General features: G+C 38.9%; 19 protein-coding genes. 11 read left to right on the top strand and 8 right to left on the bottom strand.

Annotated features, from left to right (window positions below):
• The first annotated feature begins 52 nt into the window (after positions 1 to 52).
• Together AC0VXV_RS15175 and AC0VXV_RS15170 are read left to right on the top strand one after the other, a co-directional pair.
• Positions 53 to 550: an NUDIX domain-containing protein gene (locus tag AC0VXV_RS15175; protein ID WP_475529008.1), complete on the top strand. Its 498-nt coding sequence runs from the start codon at positions 53 to 55 to the stop codon at positions 548 to 550.
• Between the two features lie 122 nt (positions 551 to 672).
• Positions 673 to 999 (top strand): YuiB family protein, encoded by a 327-nt coding sequence (locus tag AC0VXV_RS15170; RefSeq protein ID WP_475529007.1) that lies wholly within the window; start codon positions 673 to 675, stop codon positions 997 to 999.
• Between the two features lie 80 nt (positions 1000 to 1079).
• Here AC0VXV_RS15170 and AC0VXV_RS15165 read toward each other — a convergent pair whose 3' ends face one another.
• Positions 1080 to 1559: a divergent PAP2 family protein gene (locus tag AC0VXV_RS15165; protein ID WP_251690449.1), complete on the bottom strand. Its 480-nt coding sequence runs from the start codon at positions 1557 to 1559 to the stop codon at positions 1080 to 1082.
• A 158-nt stretch (positions 1560 to 1717) separates the two neighbouring features.
• Between AC0VXV_RS15165 and AC0VXV_RS15160 the strand changes: the two genes are divergently transcribed.
• From AC0VXV_RS15160 to AC0VXV_RS15150, 3 genes are all read left to right on the top strand, one after another.
• Positions 1718 to 3217, top strand: coding sequence for a leucyl aminopeptidase (locus AC0VXV_RS15160; protein ID WP_079524168.1), 1500 nt, complete (start codon positions 1718 to 1720; stop codon positions 3215 to 3217).
• A 119-nt stretch (positions 3218 to 3336) separates the two neighbouring features.
• Complete coding sequence (locus tag AC0VXV_RS15155; RefSeq protein ID WP_008408834.1) at positions 3337 to 3540, top strand: hypothetical protein; 204 nt, start codon at positions 3337 to 3339, stop codon at positions 3538 to 3540.
• A gap of 93 nt (positions 3541 to 3633) precedes the next feature.
• Positions 3634 to 4197, top strand: a complete 564-nt coding sequence (locus tag AC0VXV_RS15150; RefSeq protein WP_475529006.1) for a YufK family protein — start codon at positions 3634 to 3636, stop codon at positions 4195 to 4197.
• 59 nt (positions 4198 to 4256) lie between these two features.
• Here the strand turns inward: AC0VXV_RS15150 and AC0VXV_RS15145 are convergent, their stop codons facing one another.
• Complete coding sequence (locus tag AC0VXV_RS15145) at positions 4257 to 6107, bottom strand: transglycosylase domain-containing protein (RefSeq protein WP_475529004.1); 1851 nt, start codon at positions 6105 to 6107, stop codon at positions 4257 to 4259.
• Between the two features lie 122 nt (positions 6108 to 6229).
• Positions 6230 to 7438, bottom strand: a complete 1209-nt coding sequence (locus tag AC0VXV_RS15140) for an MFS transporter (RefSeq protein ID WP_475531474.1) — start codon at positions 7436 to 7438, stop codon at positions 6230 to 6232.
• A 199-nt stretch (positions 7439 to 7637) separates the two neighbouring features.
• Between AC0VXV_RS15140 and AC0VXV_RS15135 the strand changes: the two genes are divergently transcribed.
• Positions 7638 to 8225: a peptidylprolyl isomerase gene (locus AC0VXV_RS15135; protein ID WP_079524164.1), complete on the top strand. Its 588-nt coding sequence runs from the start codon at positions 7638 to 7640 to the stop codon at positions 8223 to 8225.
• Between the two features lie 22 nt (positions 8226 to 8247).
• Complete coding sequence (locus AC0VXV_RS15130; protein WP_475529003.1) at positions 8248 to 8481, top strand: hypothetical protein; 234 nt, start codon at positions 8248 to 8250, stop codon at positions 8479 to 8481.
• Positions 8482 to 8561: 80 nt separating this feature from the next.
• On the opposite strand, the gene AC0VXV_RS15125 is transcribed toward AC0VXV_RS15130, so the two are convergent.
• Positions 8562 to 9737, bottom strand: a complete 1176-nt coding sequence (locus tag AC0VXV_RS15125) for a MalY/PatB family protein (RefSeq protein WP_475529002.1) — start codon at positions 9735 to 9737, stop codon at positions 8562 to 8564.
• Between the two features lie 78 nt (positions 9738 to 9815).
• Here AC0VXV_RS15125 and AC0VXV_RS15120 point away from each other — a divergent pair, with 78 nt between their 5' ends.
• On the top strand, positions 9816 to 10076 hold the full coding sequence (locus AC0VXV_RS15120; RefSeq protein ID WP_475531473.1) for a DUF1871 family protein: 261 nt from the start codon (positions 9816 to 9818) through the stop codon (positions 10074 to 10076).
• Between the two features lie 37 nt (positions 10077 to 10113).
• Here AC0VXV_RS15120 and AC0VXV_RS15115 read toward each other — a convergent pair whose 3' ends face one another.
• Positions 10114 to 10320, bottom strand: a complete 207-nt coding sequence (locus AC0VXV_RS15115) for a helix-turn-helix domain-containing protein (RefSeq protein WP_079524160.1) — start codon at positions 10318 to 10320, stop codon at positions 10114 to 10116.
• A gap of 116 nt (positions 10321 to 10436) precedes the next feature.
• Positions 10437 to 11765: a sodium-dependent transporter gene (locus tag AC0VXV_RS15110; RefSeq protein WP_475529001.1), complete on the bottom strand. Its 1329-nt coding sequence runs from the start codon at positions 11763 to 11765 to the stop codon at positions 10437 to 10439.
• A gap of 246 nt (positions 11766 to 12011) precedes the next feature.
• Here AC0VXV_RS15110 and yugI point away from each other — a divergent pair, with 246 nt between their 5' ends.
• The 3 genes from yugI to AC0VXV_RS15095 all read left to right on the top strand — a co-directional run bounded on the left by yugI (position 12012) and on the right by AC0VXV_RS15095 (position 15094).
• A complete protein-coding gene (gene yugI, locus AC0VXV_RS15105) occupies positions 12012 to 12386 on the top strand; it encodes a S1 domain-containing post-transcriptional regulator GSP13 (protein ID WP_339172779.1) in 375 nt (124 codons plus the stop codon).
• A 230-nt stretch (positions 12387 to 12616) separates the two neighbouring features.
• Positions 12617 to 13861, top strand: coding sequence for a Glu/Leu/Phe/Val family dehydrogenase (locus tag AC0VXV_RS15100; protein WP_079524157.1), 1245 nt, complete (start codon positions 12617 to 12619; stop codon positions 13859 to 13861).
• A 69-nt stretch (positions 13862 to 13930) separates the two neighbouring features.
• Positions 13931 to 15094, top strand: a complete 1164-nt coding sequence (locus AC0VXV_RS15095; protein ID WP_475529000.1) for an iron-containing alcohol dehydrogenase — start codon at positions 13931 to 13933, stop codon at positions 15092 to 15094.
• Between the two features lie 62 nt (positions 15095 to 15156).
• Here AC0VXV_RS15095 and AC0VXV_RS15090 read toward each other — a convergent pair whose 3' ends face one another.
• Together AC0VXV_RS15090 and AC0VXV_RS15085 are read right to left on the bottom strand one after the other, a co-directional pair.
• On the bottom strand, positions 15157 to 16146 hold the full coding sequence (locus AC0VXV_RS15090; protein ID WP_350481525.1) for a cation diffusion facilitator family transporter: 990 nt from the start codon (positions 16144 to 16146) through the stop codon (positions 15157 to 15159).
• Positions 16147 to 16160: 14 nt separating this feature from the next.
• A complete protein-coding gene (locus AC0VXV_RS15085) occupies positions 16161 to 16880 on the bottom strand; it encodes an MgtC/SapB family protein (RefSeq protein ID WP_340802109.1) in 720 nt (239 codons plus the stop codon).
• Positions 16881 to 16935: the final 55 nt, after the last annotated feature.

Genomic DNA, 16935 nt, shown 5'->3' with positions numbered 1-16935 from the left:
ATCCACTGTTTTAAGTCTCACTCTATTAGCACAGCAAAGGGGATTGATAATAATGAAAAAGGATCGAGATAAAGTTTGGCTTGGAGTTGCAGCAATTGTTGAAAATTCAGCAGGAGAATGGCTGCTTGTAAAAAAAACATATGGGGGACTAAAAGGGGCCTGGTCTTTACCGGCAGGATTTGTCCAGCCAGCCGAAACAGTTACGACGGCAGTAATGCGTGAAGTTTTGGAGGAGACAGGGATTCTTTGCGAAGTAAAGGGACTTGTCGGCTTCCGTTCCGGTGTGATCCTGAATGATATTAGTGATAATATGGCGATTTTTTATTGTAAGCCGGTCGATAATGATCAGCCTTTTACTTTGCAGGAAAGAGAAATCGGTGAAGCATGCTGGATGGCACAGAGTGAAATTATTCACCATGAACTGTCATCAGTTATGCTCAGAGAAATGGCAAACCAGCATGCGGCACAACATATTCATCCGATTATTGAAGGTGTGAATCCGGGGGACGTATTCGGCTATAGTGAATACCATTTGTTTTTCAAAAAATAAACGATTTACTTTATGAAGGGATTCTGACAATATTAGTATTCTATACGTTATTTTGGATGTTGAATTGAAAGGACCCGTTATATCATGTAAAATTATGATAGATTAATGGGGGTATACATAACATGAATGATGTTTCGCTAGTACAAGTAATTATTTCCGTCGTATTATTTTTTGTCATGTTTTTCGGTATCGGCTTTTTATTGAATATGTTATTGCGGATGACATGGTTAATGGCTATTGTCTATCCGGTTGTCGTAATTTTTATCATTGATGAAGTAAGCTTTTTGGATTATTTCTTTAAGGCAGGGACAGCATTTCCAGCTTTAATCGATAAAATTCAAGCATTACAGGTTGTTGATATAGTTGTCTTATCTGGTGGTTTTGGCGGGGCGATCGTGTCGGGCTTTGTTATGATTGCGCTGCGAAAAGCAGGATATCGCATGTTTTAGTATACTTTAGCGGAGTATCCGCAATGAAAAAAATAAAGGGTATGTTAAAAGCCGATTTAGCCTTTAACATACCCCTTTTTTTATAACACTTGAATGGTGTACCATAAAGTTGCAAAAACAATTCCTGCCAATCCTCCGATGAATACTTCACTTTTTTTGTGACCTAATAATGTTTTTAAATCCTCTATTTTTTCTTGCTCATTCATTTCAGGCCAACGTTTAATTTCATCAAAAAACAAACGGAGATCGTGGCGCAGTTCGTTTAAAACGGCCGCATGTTGTCCAGCCTGAAAACGGACATGGCTCGCATCGTACATGACGATTCCTGCCAGCATCGCTGCAACAGCAAAAGTGGGTGAATCAAATCCGGTCTCGATACCGACCGCCGTAGCAACACTTGTTACAGCTGCAGAATGGGAACTTGGCATTCCGCCGGTAGATGTCAGCAAGCTCCAATCCACTTTTTTCGTTACGATAAAATGAATCGGTACTTTTAAAATTTGCGCAAAAACAATCGCAAAAACCCCAAGCCAAAGCGGCGTATTTTGTAGAAGTTCGATAATTACACCTACTTTCTCCTCATTGCTATAATTATATCATTTTCCCTATAATCGTTTGAATTTAAACTTGCAGAAAAATAAAAAATTATTGGATGTTTCGTTACCCGAATTAAAAAATATTGTATATAATGAAACTATACATTAGGAGGTTTTTAACTATGAATATTGAATCAACAGCAAAAACGTTTGAAACACAAACTTCTGAGACATTGATTATCGGAGTACAAAAACATCGTGAACAAATGAAAAACTGGTCAGCGTTCAGTGAATTTTATGGAGATATCATTGATACATGGCTACATGCAGGTGAAATTTCATCAGACACAAAAAAAATTACGAAATTACCGTATTCAGGCAGCCACTCATCACTTAAACGTATTTACTTTGTTGGTCTCGGTGAACGCAAAAATATAACAGCAAACGAATTACGTGAAGTATTTGCAGCAGTTGGTAAAGAACTGAAGGCATCAAAAGTAAGCGACGCGGCAGTTTGGGTAGAATCGTTTACAACAGATCAGCTGGAGGAAGCGGAAGTTGCGTATTTAGCTGGAGAAGGTTTAAATCTAGGCTATTATTCAGTACAAAATTATAAAACGACTTCAAATGAGCCGAAAACGTATTTTGATCAAATTCAATTTGTTACAGAAGCGAATATGGAAGATGTGATCGGTAATTTCGAAGTAGGGAAAATTTATGCGGATGCGGTAAATGAAGCGCGTACATTAATCAACTTGCCTCCTAATTTACTGACAGCAAGTGATTTGGCAGATTATGCTACAGAACTTGCCAATATTTATGGTTTAGAGGTTGAGATTTTAAACAAAGCACAAATGGAAGAACTAGGTATGGGCGGTATTTTATCTGTCAATAAAGGTTCTGTAGAAGAGCCTCGTTTAATCACATTAAAATATAAAGGGAAACCGGAATGGGAAGATGTGATCGGCTTTGTCGGAAAAGGTGTAACATACGATACAGGCGGCTACTCATTAAAACCGCGTGAAGGCATGGTTGGCATGAAAGGTGATATGGGTGGTGCAGCCGCTGTTCTTGGTGCAATGCGCATTATCGGTGAAACACGCCCTAAACAAAATGTCGTTGCCGTAATCGGTTCTACAGACAATATGGTATCAGGGGATGCATTTAAGCCGGATGATGTTATTACAATGTACAACGGCAAAACGGTTGAAGTATTAAATACAGATGCAGAAGGCCGTTTAGTATTGGCAGATGCTATGACATATGCGAAACAGCAAGGTGCCAACTATTTAATCGATGTAGCGACATTAACGGGCGGAGTAATCGTTGCATTAGGCAAAGATAAAACAGGTGCTTTAACGAATAACGAAGAATTTTTCGAAGAGTTTATGGGCGCGGCACTTGAAACAGGTGAGTTCGTATGGCGCTTACCATTAACAGAAAGCGATAAAAAGCGTATTCGTAAATCAGAAGTTGCAGATTTAAACAACTCGCCGGGTCGTGACGGCCATATGATTTTCGGCGGCGGCTTTGTTGGAGAGTTTGCAGAAGGTACTCCTTGGGTTCACCTTGATATTGCAGGAACTTCTGATGCGGATGCACCGCATGCATTAGGACCAAAAGGCGGCACAGGTGCGATGGTGCGTACTTTGGCAACACTGGTAGAATTACGCGATAACTAATTAACATGACAGGATGCTTTGCAATAAAAAACTTGCAAGGCATCTTTTTCTTTTTAGGCGGGTGACTAGCGGCTCTCATAATTATGAATACACTATTCATAAGGGAGGAGGACATGAACATGGTTAATCGCTATAATCCAGGTTTTGGATTCGGGTATCCATTTGGGGTTCCGTTTTTAGGGAGCTTTTTAGGAGGTTTTTTAGGAGGTTCATTGAATAATCGTTACGGACCATATCCGCCGTATTATCAACCGTATCCGCCTAATTACTACTATCCACCTTATTATCCGCGCTATCCGCGCTATCCGAGACGCTACTGGTAAGAATGCGGTAAGTAGATAAGGAGAGGCTTGCTCGTCTCCTCAATGTTAGCTATGATGGGAAAAGAATATTACGAGTTTTGAGGGAACGAAATTATGAAAAATCCATATTTGTATGGCTACTTACCATTCATTACAATTATATTATTCAGTTTTTCATTCAGTATGTTAGCCATATCAGAATCGTTACAACTACTTCATGCAATCGGTATCTATAAAGGAATGCGTGAGTTTTTATCGGATTTGGAGCTGCGTTTCGTATTACTGATTGTATTTGTGCTACTATTTTTCATGATTTTTTCAGCATTGAAGCTGATCGGGGAAACGATTCATGAGCTTGGGATGCTGTTCTTCTCAAAAGATAAAGAAGGGCAAACGATCCATGTTGCACGCGGTGGATATGTCATTTTCTTTTTTGGAGCATTTGCTTCGGTAATTGGGAGTCAATCCTTACCGATTTTAGTCGGCATTTTTATGTTCACGATTTTCTGTTATTTTATTTACAATGTTTACAAGAAGAGTCAGTATATGTCCATTCCAGGTGTGATCGGATTAATCTTTTATGAAGTACTTACCTGGTTTCTATTATTGGCTCTCGTCGTCTATGCCGTTATTAAGCTATACAACGGAATTCTTGCGAGCTTGCCGTTCGCACAGTAAAAAAAAGCTTGTTAGGATTTTAGCGGGGGAGGTGCGCTATTTAAAACTAACAAGCTTTTTTATTCTGTTATTGCATTGAATATAGAAAAATGAATTTTTGCGCCTTCGATTGCTTCCATTGAACGGGGCTGATCATAGCCAATCCAGACGGCTGCCGTATAGTCATTCGTCAATCCGGCAACCCAATAATCTTTAAATTCGTTTGTCGTTCCGGTTTTGGCTCCGATATAGCCGGATGAGCTATAAAGACCTCTCCCTGTTCCGGTAGCCACCGTTTCGTTCAAAAGGCTGCGCATCGTTTTCGTTGTCGATGCAGACCATATTTCCTCACGTTTGTGCGGCCAGCTAAAAATCGTTTCTCCTGTTAAATCTGTTACTTTTCGAATGCTATGAACAGGTACATAATAGCCGTCGATAAAGCTGGAGTATGCATCGGCCATTTCCAGTGAAGTCACACCGTATGTTAACCCGCCCAATGCCGCGGCAAGTGTGCGGTCTTGTTCTATGATCGATTCAAAATGGAATCGGTTAATATACCGAAATGCAGTATCAACACCAATGGCATTAAACAATCGTAAAGCACTTGTATTAATACTTTTTTTGAAAGCTGTTTCCATGGTAATGTTGTTGTACCAAATGCGCCCATAGTTTTCCGGACAGAAATTCCCGACACAGTACGGACCGCCATTTACGATCGAATATTGTGTTGCGGATGTTTCTTCAAAGTAAGGGGCAAACACACTGATCGGTTTAAATGCAGAACCCGGCTGTCTTGGTGATTGGAATGCACGGTGCAAATCATGCTTTCTATAATTCTTTCCGCCGAAAATACTGATAACTTCACGTGTTTCATTATCAATAATCGTTGCACTTGCCTGTAAATCAGTATCCGGTAAAATCCGGTTGATGGCCGCTTCATCCTGTCGCTGTTTCTCAGGTTGTAGTGCAGTATATACATGAACACCTTGACGTAAAATTGCGTCCGTTTTTTTCTTCAGCTCTAACTGTAAAAATTCCTTTTCCATTTTATCGGGTGTATTGTCAATCTTTTCACGGTAACCCGTTTGTTCGGCAATGAGCCATTTCAGCTCCTGTAAAACGAATGTGCTGTAGCTCGGATACTGCTGTGCTTTTTGTTTAATATTTAATTCAATTGGTTCATTTTTAAATGTTCTTGCTTCATCGGCTGTAATAACCCCATGCTCTGTCAGTTTATCGATTAAGCGTTCCTGCCTGCTTTTTGTATTTTCGAAGTGCACGACCGGATCATATAATGAGGGATTGTTTGGAATAGCCGATATAAAAGCAATTTCGGGAATGGAAAGTTTTGATAATGGTCGATTGAAATAAAAAGTTGCCGCAGCTCCGATTCCATATACTTGATTGCTGAAATACATTTCATTTAAATACATCTCAAAAATTTCGTCTTTTGAAAAGGATTTTTCGATTTCGTAAGCGTAAAAAAGCTCCATCAATTTCCGCTCATATGTTTTGTCCGTTGTTAAATAACGCATGCGGACAAGCTGTTGTGTAATGGTGGAACCGCCCTGTTGAATGGACTGCTCCGATTTATTTGCGATGAGCGCGCGGGCAATTGCACTCACATCAAAACCGATATGTTCATAAAAACTTTCATCTTCACTATATATAAATAGCTGTTTTGCAATTTCAGGGACCTCATCCAGCGGAAGTGGTTGTGACCATTCAGTATATTCTTCACTGAAAATTTTGCTGTTTGCATCGTATAAAGTAATGGGCGATGTGGAAGTTACTTCAGGGAGCTCAACCGATTTCTTGATCAATTGTTCATACTGCTCCGCTTTCGCAATTTCTTTCCAAGCCTCATTCCCGATCAGAAGAAGTAAAGGAATGCTACATAAAATGACAATGTAGCCGAAAAGTAGTTTCATGGATAATTGGCCCCCAAATAGGATATTCATTGAAATTGTCCAAACAAAAAACAACAAAATGAAAACGTATTAAGCGTAATCATTTGTTGTTTTTTAAAGGATACCATATATACATTGAACATTTAAGCATGTTTTTTCAACATCTCGTCCATGTACTGCGTCGGAAGCTTTTTCAAAAAGGACATAATGACAAAGCCGATTAAAAATAATAGACCGGTTGTATAAAATACGGAATGAATTCCGCCAAAGCTTGCTACAACCCCGCCTAATACCGGTCCTATAATATTGCCAAGGAAACGGAAACTCTGGTTGTAGCCCATAATTTCGCCTTGCACTTCAATCGGCGCTTCACGGCGAATAAGCGCGGACGTAATCGGAATGAGACCGCCGGATATAATGCCAAATAAGAATCGTAGAATGATAAGCTGCCATAGCTCTGTGACGAAAGCCTGTGGAATGATGAAAACGACGGCAAGAATTAATAAGTACGATAAAATTTTTTCATATCCATAATGGTCGGCTAATTTCCCCCAAAATCTCGCGAAACATATATTACCAAGCCCAGCGGCACTAAAGGTAACACCTGCGAGCATGGCAACTTCCTGAGAAGGTGTAAGTTCAGATACGTAAAGGGACAGCAATGGCTGAATACTAAAGTTCCCGATCTGAATGAGTGAAGTTACGAACATTACATTTAATATAAGGCGATGATGGAAAATAGCCCAAATTACATTTTTCCTTGAATAAATAGCATTTTTAACTTTACGGATAATAGTCGGTTCATGAATGCCGAAAATGATAATAACCGCTGCAATTGTAATTGTGACCGCTGTAATGAGGAAAGTGTACTTAAACCCGAAAGTATCGGCCATCAAGCCTCCTAATACAGGGCCGAATAATGTTCCGCCAACACTGCCCATCTGCAATGTCCCTAGCGTTTTTCCGGCCACTTCTTTAGGGGTATGCTTACTGATGAACGCAATGGAAGTAGGGATAAAGCCGGTTACAACACCCATAGCAAGCCTCAGTAAAAAGAACTGCTCGACATTTTGAACATAGCCCATTAAAAAGATACTTAACCCAACGCCGAAGCAGTTGATGATCATGATCGGCTTGTACCCGTATTTGTCAGCAATCCGCCCCCAAATCGGAGACATTAAAAATGCTGTAATAAATGTTGCCGCAAAGATTATTCCTGCCCATGTTTGCACATAGCTATCTGTAAAGTCGCCGAGTGTATCAATATATAAAGACAAAAACGGCATAATCATCGTAACAGACGCCGCTACAATAAAGTTAGCTATTAAAATGATGATGAAATTATGTCTCATATTTTTTTTCAATATATCACTTTCTTCCTTTTTATTTAATATTTAGTATAACTTATTTCGGAATACGAAGGAAGTTCTTCGCAAGTTATTGGCTTAAAATATTAGAGTTATGGTAAACTTGGACTTGGTATTAAAGGGGAAGTTTGGTTTCTATACCTATACCCAACCATTCCACAATTTATTTAAAGGAGAGACAAAAATGTTTCCACAATTATCGAAAGAACTAAATCCAGGTGAAGTAATGGTAGAAATGAACACAACTATGGGTTCAATCAAAATTAAATTATTCCCGGAGCACGCACCAAAAACAGTTGAAAACTTTTTAGGTCATGCAAAATCAGGTTACTATAACGGTATTATTTTCCACCGTGTAATTCCGAACTTCATGGTACAAGGTGGAGACCCAACTGGTACTGGTATGGGCGGCGAGTCTATTTGGGGTGGTACATTCGAAGATGAGTGTGTTCCTGAACTTATGAACATCCGCGGAGCATTATCAATGGCCAATGCAGGTCCTGGTACGAACGGATCTCAATTCTTCATCGTTCAAGCACCTCAAGTTGAAGTATCTATGTTAAAACAAATGGAAGTGCGCGGCTGGTCAAAAGAAGAAGTTGAGTTTTACAAACAAAACGGCGGTACACCATGGTTAGACGGCAAGCATACAGTATTTGGTCAAGTTGTTGAAGGTATGGATGTTGTTGACAATATTGTTAAAGTTGACCGAAATATGCACGATAAGCCTAAAGAAGATGTTAAGATTGAGTCAATCACAGTAATTGACTAATTTTTAAAGGACGTGTGGGCAAGTGAACCAATTTTTAATGAATTTTTCTGGTGGCTTTTTATATTTCCCGGAAGACAAGTCATTGTATCTTCCCGCTGCAATTGAATTCGCCATTTTACTGATTATTGTTTTTGTTACATTCCGGTTCGTACGCCGCATCGCTGCTCGCCAGGCTGCACAGGCTAAAATCTTAGAAGAACGCGCATTAAAAGAACGTGATGCGCGTATCGCTAAAGAAAACGGTAAGGAAGAATAATAAAAACAATAATCAAAATGATGTAATAGAAGAAGGGGCAGTCCGGAAACTAATAATTCCGGGCTGCCCCTTTTGTTTGATTATTCGAATGTAGCCATCGTTCGTTTAATGCGTTCAACCCCGTCCTGCAACAGTTCAAATGGACAAGCAACATTAATACGTAAAAAGCCTCTTCCTGCTTCCCCGTATTTTGTCCCTGGATCTAAAGCAACTTGTCCTACTGAAAGAAGACGTGCCATAAGTTCCTTTTCTTCAATCCCTGTCTTGCGGTAGTCAATCCACATTAAATACGTTGCATCAGGAATTTCCACTTTTAGTCCTTCAATAGCGTTCAATTCTTTCACAACATATTCCATATTGTTTATTAAATAAATAAGAAGATCGTCCAACCAGGCTGCTCCTTCTGTATAGACAGCTTTTACAGCAGTCGAAGCAAATGTATTTAAACCTAAATTCCCGTGAGCCTGTGTATTTTTCTCGATTGCCGTAAATAGTTTTCGGTCTGGTGCTACAATCATAGCGGCATGAATTCCAGCAATATTAAACGTTTTAGTTGGGGCGATACATGTGATGATTTTTGCCTCGTTTGCTTTTTCTAATGTTAAGACAGGTGTATACGCTTTTTGAATTGAAATATCTGCATGAATTTCATCGGATAATAGATACACATCATATTGAATACATAGCGCAACTAACTGTTCAAGCTCTTCCTGGTTCCATACAATGCCAATAGGATTATGCGGATTACATAAAACAAACAGTTTAATACCGGAGCGGAATATTTCTTCAAGCTCCTCAAAATTCATCGTATAATGACCTTCTTGTTCGGTTAATTCACATGTCACGACTTCACGTTTCTGAGCAGCCGGTACATTTGTGAATGGAGGATACGCCGGTGTGGACATTCCGATTTTATCGCCAGCCTCAGTAAAGGATTCGATAACGGTCGCGATTGCCGGGACAACACCAGGCTGGAAAATAATCGAGTTTGGATCAATCGTCCATTGATGTCGGATATTATACCATTGAACAATCGAATTTTTTACATCATTATCGGCAAAAGTATAGCCGAAGATAGGATGCTCTAATCGAGTTTTTAACGCTTCTGTTAAAGCTGCAGGCGGTGGGAAGTCCATATCTGCTACCCACATCGGCAGTAATTCTGTTGTATCTTTCAAATTATAGACGACATTCATCATATCCCATTTTACAGATGCGGAACTGCGACGCTCATGAACTTTATTAAAAATAGACATTTGAACCCTCATTTCTTATGCTTTCTTTCAGATTATGGTATCATACTAACTATTATAAGAGGTAGTAAGGTGAATCAAATGGATAATATTGAAATGAATCAAAAGTGTGTACATTTATTGGAAGAGTGGGATCCTTTTAGCTACGGTTCCGAAAGTTATGCTACTGAAACCGCGGATGTTGTCGCTGCGCTTCAAAATATTGACGATCCAACAACATTGGCGAAAGTCATTCAAAGAGTTTATGAATACTCTTTTGAACAATGGATTCCTTTTGAGCAATGTGTTGCCATCGCATATAAATTAATTGCCGTAAAATTTGAAGCGAAGTGTATTATATAAAAATGCAGGCGACCTGTAAGCTGAGGTCGCCCGCATTTTAATGTAATCCGTCGATTAAGTTAGAAACCGGTACTTCCAAAACAGTCGATAAAATTAAAATGGTTTGGGTTGAAGGAATTCGCTCACCGTTTTCGTAGGCTGTCAGTTTTTCAATACTTACTTGTGTTCGTAATGAAAGCTCTTCAATTGATAAATTCTTTTCCGAACGTAAAGTTTTTAACTGTTCCTGAAACTGCAATTTCATTTCCCATCTCCTCCCCGTATATGTTTACTATCATATGAACAACAACTTATAAAGTCCTCTAAATTGTAAAAATAAAAAAACTTGTCCGAATTTCATATCGAACAAGTTTTTCAAGTTTAACTAAAGAACACTTTATTTATAAAGATAGCCGCAATTGAAAGTGGGGCTAGATAGCGTACAATGAACAGCCAGCAATTATAAACAACTGGTGATGCCAGCATTTCTTCGCGAGAAATTTTCTTTGAATAATAATATCCGGCAAAAATAGAAGTTAAAAAGGCACCGATCGGCATTAAAATCGCGCTCGTTACATAATCGACAAAGTCAAAAATGGAACGTTCAAAAATTGTGATATCCGATAAAATTCCGAATGATAAAGCACTAGGAATACCGATGACAAAAATAATTGATGCTAATAACCAAGAGGCTTTTTTACGCTGGGCAGTTTTTTCCCGAATACCAATTGAAACGACCACTTCCAGCAATGCAATCGCTGAAGTAACTGTCGCAAACAGAAGTAAGATGAAAAATACTAGCAATAAAAATCCGCCAAATGGCAATTGCTCAAAAACAGCTGGAATCATAATAAATACTAAGCCCGGTCCTTCTGTAGGAGAGAAGCCTAATGCGAATACAGCAGGGAATATTACAAGGCCCGCCAATAAAGAAATCGCGATATTCATACTCGCTACATTGACTGCAGAAGTAACAATTTTTTCTTTCTTAGATAAATAAGATGCGTATGTTATCATTGCCGCAACTCCAATACTAAGAGAGAAGAATGCTTGACCTAACGCTAACATTAACGTATCGCCGTTCAAGTATGACCAGTCTGGAATGAACATGAACCTAACGCCTTCCATCGCACCATCCAATGTAATAGAACGGATAAACAGCAAAATAAAAAATAAAAATAAAATCGGCATCATCCATTTACTTGCTGTTTCAATCCCGTTTTTAATCCCGGCCTGTACAATAAATAATGTTAGAAGCATGAAAGCAGCTTGTGCGATTAATACTTCCCATGGATTGGAAATAATATCTGAAAACAAAGTGCTGAAATTAACCCCTTGTCCTGTAAGAGAAAAACTAACAGCCCGAAGTATATAGCTTAATATCCAACCACCTACAACACTATAGAAGGATAATATTAACCCACACGCAACAAGGCCAATCCAACCGATCATAAACCATGGTTTATTTGGAGCCTGCTCTTTAAACGATGTAATCGGATCTTTCTGACCACGTCGTCCAATCATAAATTCCGCAATTAAAATCGGCAAGCCGATTAAAACTGTACATATAACAAACAAAATAATAAATACACTACCGCCATTCGTGCCCGCCATATAGGGGAACTTCCAAATCGCGCCAAGACCGATTGCACTTCCTGCTGCCGCAAGTATGAATCCTATCTTAGATGTAAATTGATCTCTAGATGACAAAACAAAACCTCCTCATATATATGCAATTACTCATTTTACAGTACGATTCACGTATTTAGCAAAAAGTTTTGTGAATTTATTGAATGCAAATATAGAAAGAGAAAAAATTTTCACATTTTTTTTAAAAGACTCTTATTTAATGACTTAAAAACGCTAGATTAAGGCGATTCTTTGTTACAGCCCTTCTCATATGTTATAATTTAACATGACATTTACGTATATACGAAAAGAAGGTAGGAACAAAGTATGGCAAAAAAAATTGAAGTGGGTGACGTGCTAACGGGTAAAGTGACAGGAATTCAACCATACGGAGCTTTTGTTGCTTTAGATGAATATACGCAGGGACTTGTGCATATTTCTGAAATCACATACGGTTTTGTGAAGGATGTAAGTGATTTTTTATCCGTCGGGGATGAAATACAAGTTAAAGTTCTGGATGTGGATACAGATCAAAAAAAAATAAGCTTATCGATACGCGAATTACAGGAAGTACCGTTCCATCGGAAAAGGGATATGCCGCCACGACGTACTTTGCAAGATCGGGTTGATGAAGTGGATGCGGATGGCTTTCAAATTTTAAAGGAAAAATTGAAAGATTGGATCGAACAATCTGGACATTAAGCAGGACATGTTTAATTTATTTTTAAATAAATTGAACATGTTTTTTTATGGGGGAAATTGGTCAGTTTTGAGCAAATTTCATGAAAAAAGCGCTTTCTTCATCAATTATCAACGAAAATATTAAAAGTATATAAAATGTGGCTAAATATTTAACAAACTCTGAATAAAGTATGTTACAATGTTGGCGGAAAGACCCAAATACATCAAAATTTAAAGAGGCGAATTATAAAATGGCTGAAAATTTGAACTTATTTACATCAACTCAAGAAGTAATTCATGAGGCATTAAATAAACTAGGCTATGATGAAGCAATGTATGAATTATTAAAAGAACCAGTTCGTATGTTGACTGTGCGTATTCCTGTAAAAATGGATGACGGTACTACAAAAGTATTTACTGGTTACCGTGCACAGCATAATGATGCAGTAGGTCCAACAAAAGGTGGCGTACGATTCCACCCGATGGTATCGGAAGAAGAAGTGAAAGCGCTTTCGATGTGGATGACGTTAAAATGCGGCATTGTTGATCTTCCATATGGTGGAGGTAAAGGTGGCGTTATTTGTGACCCACGCGAAATGTCAATGGGCGAAATTGAACGATTAAGTCGCGGCTATGTTCGTGCGATTAGTCAAGTAGTTGGTCCGACGAAAGATATTCCCGCACCAGACGTGTTTACAAATGCTCAAATTATGGCTTGGATGATGGATGAGTACAGCCGTATGGATGAATTTAACTCGCCAGGATTCATTACAGGTAAACCAATCGTTCTTGGCGGTTCACAAGGTCGCGACCGTGCAACTGCGGAAGGTGTTACAATTGTCATCGAAGAAGCTGCAAAAAAACGTAATATCGATATTAAAGGTGCACGAGTAGTTATTCAAGGCTTCGGTAACGCAGGTAGTTTCTTAGCGAAGTTTATGAGTGATTTAGGTGCAAAAGTTATTGGTATTTCAGATGCACACGGTGCGTTGCATGATCCGAACGGTTTGGATATTGATTACTTATTAGATCGCCGTGATTCGTTTGGAACGGTTACGACATTGTTTGAAAACACAATTTCAAACAAAGAGCTTTTAGAACTGGATTGCGATATTTTAGTGCCTGCTGCCATTGAAAATCAAATTACAGCAGACAACGCACATCAAATTAAAGCAAACATTGTTGTAGAAGCAGCAAACGGACCAACAACAGCTGAAGCGACAAAGATTTTAACAGAGCGCGGTATTCTTCTTGTACCAGACGTTTTAGCATCAGCTGGTGGTGTAACGGTGTCTTACTTTGAATGGGTTCAAAACAATATGGGTTATTATTGGACGGAAGAAGAAGTACGTGAAAAATTATATTCAAAAATGACTGCTGCGTTTGAAAATGTCTACACAACAGCACAAAACCGCAATATTAATATGCGTTTAGCTGCTTATATGGTAGGTGTTCGCCGCACTGCCGAGGCCTCTCGCTTCCGTGGATGGGTATAATCATTATATTATTAAGTCTCACTCCTATTATTGGAGTGGGACTTTTTTGAAAAATAGGGGGAACCATTGATGAACGAATTTTCATTTTATAATCCAGTAAAGATTCATTTTGGTAAAGGGAGTATCGAACATTTACGAAAAGAACTTCCTCAATACGGCCAGAACATTTTAATTGTGTATGGTGGAGGAAGTATTAAATCAAATGGTGTATACGATGATATTATGACCATTTTAAATGACTTGAATATGAACGTATTCGAATTATCAGGTGTCGAGCCTAACCCTCGTGTAGAAACAGCGCGTAAAGGTATTGAAATTTGTAAAGAAAATCAGGTTGATATCGTATTAGCGGTAGGTGGCGGTTCGGTAATTGACTGCTCTAAATTAATCGTTGCAGGTGCAAAGGTGGAAGCGGATGCTTGGGATATCGTTACAAGAAAAGTAATGGCAACTGAAGCATTACCATTGGCGACTGTTTTAACATTAGCAGCGACAGCATCTGAAATGAACTCCGGATCTGTTATTACGAATTTAGAAACAAAAGAGAAGTATGGTTGGGGCAGTCCGGCAACTTTCCCGAAATTTTCGATTTTAGATCCATCTTATACTTATTCAGTGCCGGCAAACCAAACGGTAAATGGTGTTGTTGATACAATGTCGCATATTTTTGAACAGTACTTCAACAATGCGACAAACACGCCGATTACAGATGAAATGAGCGAGGGAATTTTACGTACGCTAATTGATGTTGCGCCAAAAGCATTGAAAGATCCGTCTAACTACGAGCATCGTGAAACATTAATGCTTGCAGGAACAATCGGGTTAAATGGATTCCTTGCATTAGGTTCACGCGGTGACTGGGCAACACATAATATCGAGCATGCAGTTTCAGCGTATTACGATATTGCACATGCAGGCGGCTTAGCTATTTTATTCCCGAACTGGATGAAGCACAATTTACATGTGAACCCGGCCCGTTTTGCAAAATTAGCCGTAAATGTATTCAATGTTGATCCGACAAACAAAACGGAGGAACAAGTTGCATTGGAAGGTATTGATGCATTATCTGCATTCTGGACATCTCTTGGTGCTCCGAATCGCTTGGCTGACTATGAAATTGATACGACATACTTCGAACAAATGGTGGAACATTGTATGGTATATGGTCCATTCGGTAACTTCAATAAACTTGAAGCAGACGATGTGCGCAAAATTTTAGAAATGTCATTATAAGAACGTGAAAAAAGGAAGCGGTCGAATAGTGGACCAGCTTCCTTTTTAAATTATAGATTCAATTAAATCATGCCTTTTTCAGACTCAGGTTTTGTTACGGTATGTGTCCAGCTACGTTCGCCATTATCTTCATCGAACGCCATCGTAACTTTTGTTACACCTTTCTGGTTTAACAGCAGTGTTGTTAAATGGTCACGTACATCATCTAAATAGGCGAGTGATAAACTTGGATCTGTCTCCGCGATAAGTTCAACATGTAAAAATTCGCCTTCTTTAATTACTTCAAGTCGTGCAATATCCTTTACATGTGGATCTTCCATAACGAGATTTCCGATATGCACAAGCATTTCCTCATCTGTTTCACCGATTGCACCACGCGCATTATCTAAAAAGACACGACCTACTACATAAAACATCATTAAACCGATTACCATTGAAATAAAACCTTCCAATCGGTAGAAACCGGTGAAATACGCAATGATAATTGCTAAAAACGCCAGGACATTTCCTGAAGTTGCCACTAAGTCTTCCATCCAAACAAGCTTTGTCGCCGGTTTTGCGCGCTTTAAATATTTCGCGGACTGTAGAATTGTAATTCCTTTAGGTTCTACACCAACTTCATGAAGCACTTCTTTAGCTGCTTTATTTAAAACAAATGCTTCCAAGATGATACCGATCGCCAATACACCAAGGGCAATCCAAATTCCTGATGATTCCGTTGCAGGATGCATGAAATGATGCCATCCTTCTTTAATTGTTTCATATGAAAGGATTGCTACAATTAAAACGGCTCCCAAACAGACTAAGTTAACAATACGTCCGTATCCATTCGGAAATTTTGGAGTAGGAGCCTTTTTTGCTAAGGCAGAGCCTATGAATACAAAAAATTGGTTTGCGGCATCCCCGAAAGAGTGCATCATTTCGGCAAACATCGCAACATTTCCTGTAAAGAAGAACGCAACTCCTTTAATTGTTCCTAAAAATGTATTGACGAATGCTGCGAGTAAGGACGGTTTATTACCATCCTTTAGTAATCTGAAAAATTCTCCCATTGCGTTTTCCTCCGTTAATCTAAATATTCGATTTTAATATTTACTACATAATCCAATTTGCGAAGCCGGTTATAAAGTTCGATAGTATGGTTCGTTTCGACGGTAGATAATCGTATATCGATTTCATGTAATAGTTTTTCGGAAAATGGTACATCTCGAATTGAAATATTATCGATATACATATCATGCTCCCTCAAATAATCCACGACATTTTTTATATTGTCCGCTTGGTCGGTATTAATAATTAAAGAAACTTCGCGCATTCTTAGACGTTTTGGACCGAACCTCAATAGGAAGGGAGCAAGAAGTTCAATTCCCAGTACGACAATAAGGACCGTAATAAATGCTTCAATATAAAAACCTGCGCCTACAGCAATTCCGATAGCGGCGGCTCCCCAAATCATGGCGGCTGTCGTAAGTCCGGTAATACTGTCATTCCCTTTACGCAAAATAACACCGGCACCTAAAAAACCAATACCGCTTACAATTTGCGCGGCTAAACGCAACGGATCCATCGTAATGTTAATATCGTCCCGTGCAGGAGTTGAATAGGCAGTCTCAATGGAGATGATTGTAAGTAAACAACTGAATGTCGCGATTACTAAACTTGTCTTTAGACCGACTGGCTTCTTTTTTAATTCCCTTTCGATACCAATAATTAAACTTAGTGTAGCCGCAATTAGTAATTTTAATAAAATTTCTACCGTGAATTTATCATTCGCTAACCATTCCATGTCCAAACATCTCCTTCATACTAAATGGAATTCAAATCCTCTCGAAAAAATATCT

It is taken from the genome of Solibacillus sp. iso_87 (assembly GCF_056173085.1).
The sequence above is the reverse complement of the archived record's forward strand: the minus strand, read 5'-3'. Positions and strand labels throughout refer to the sequence as shown.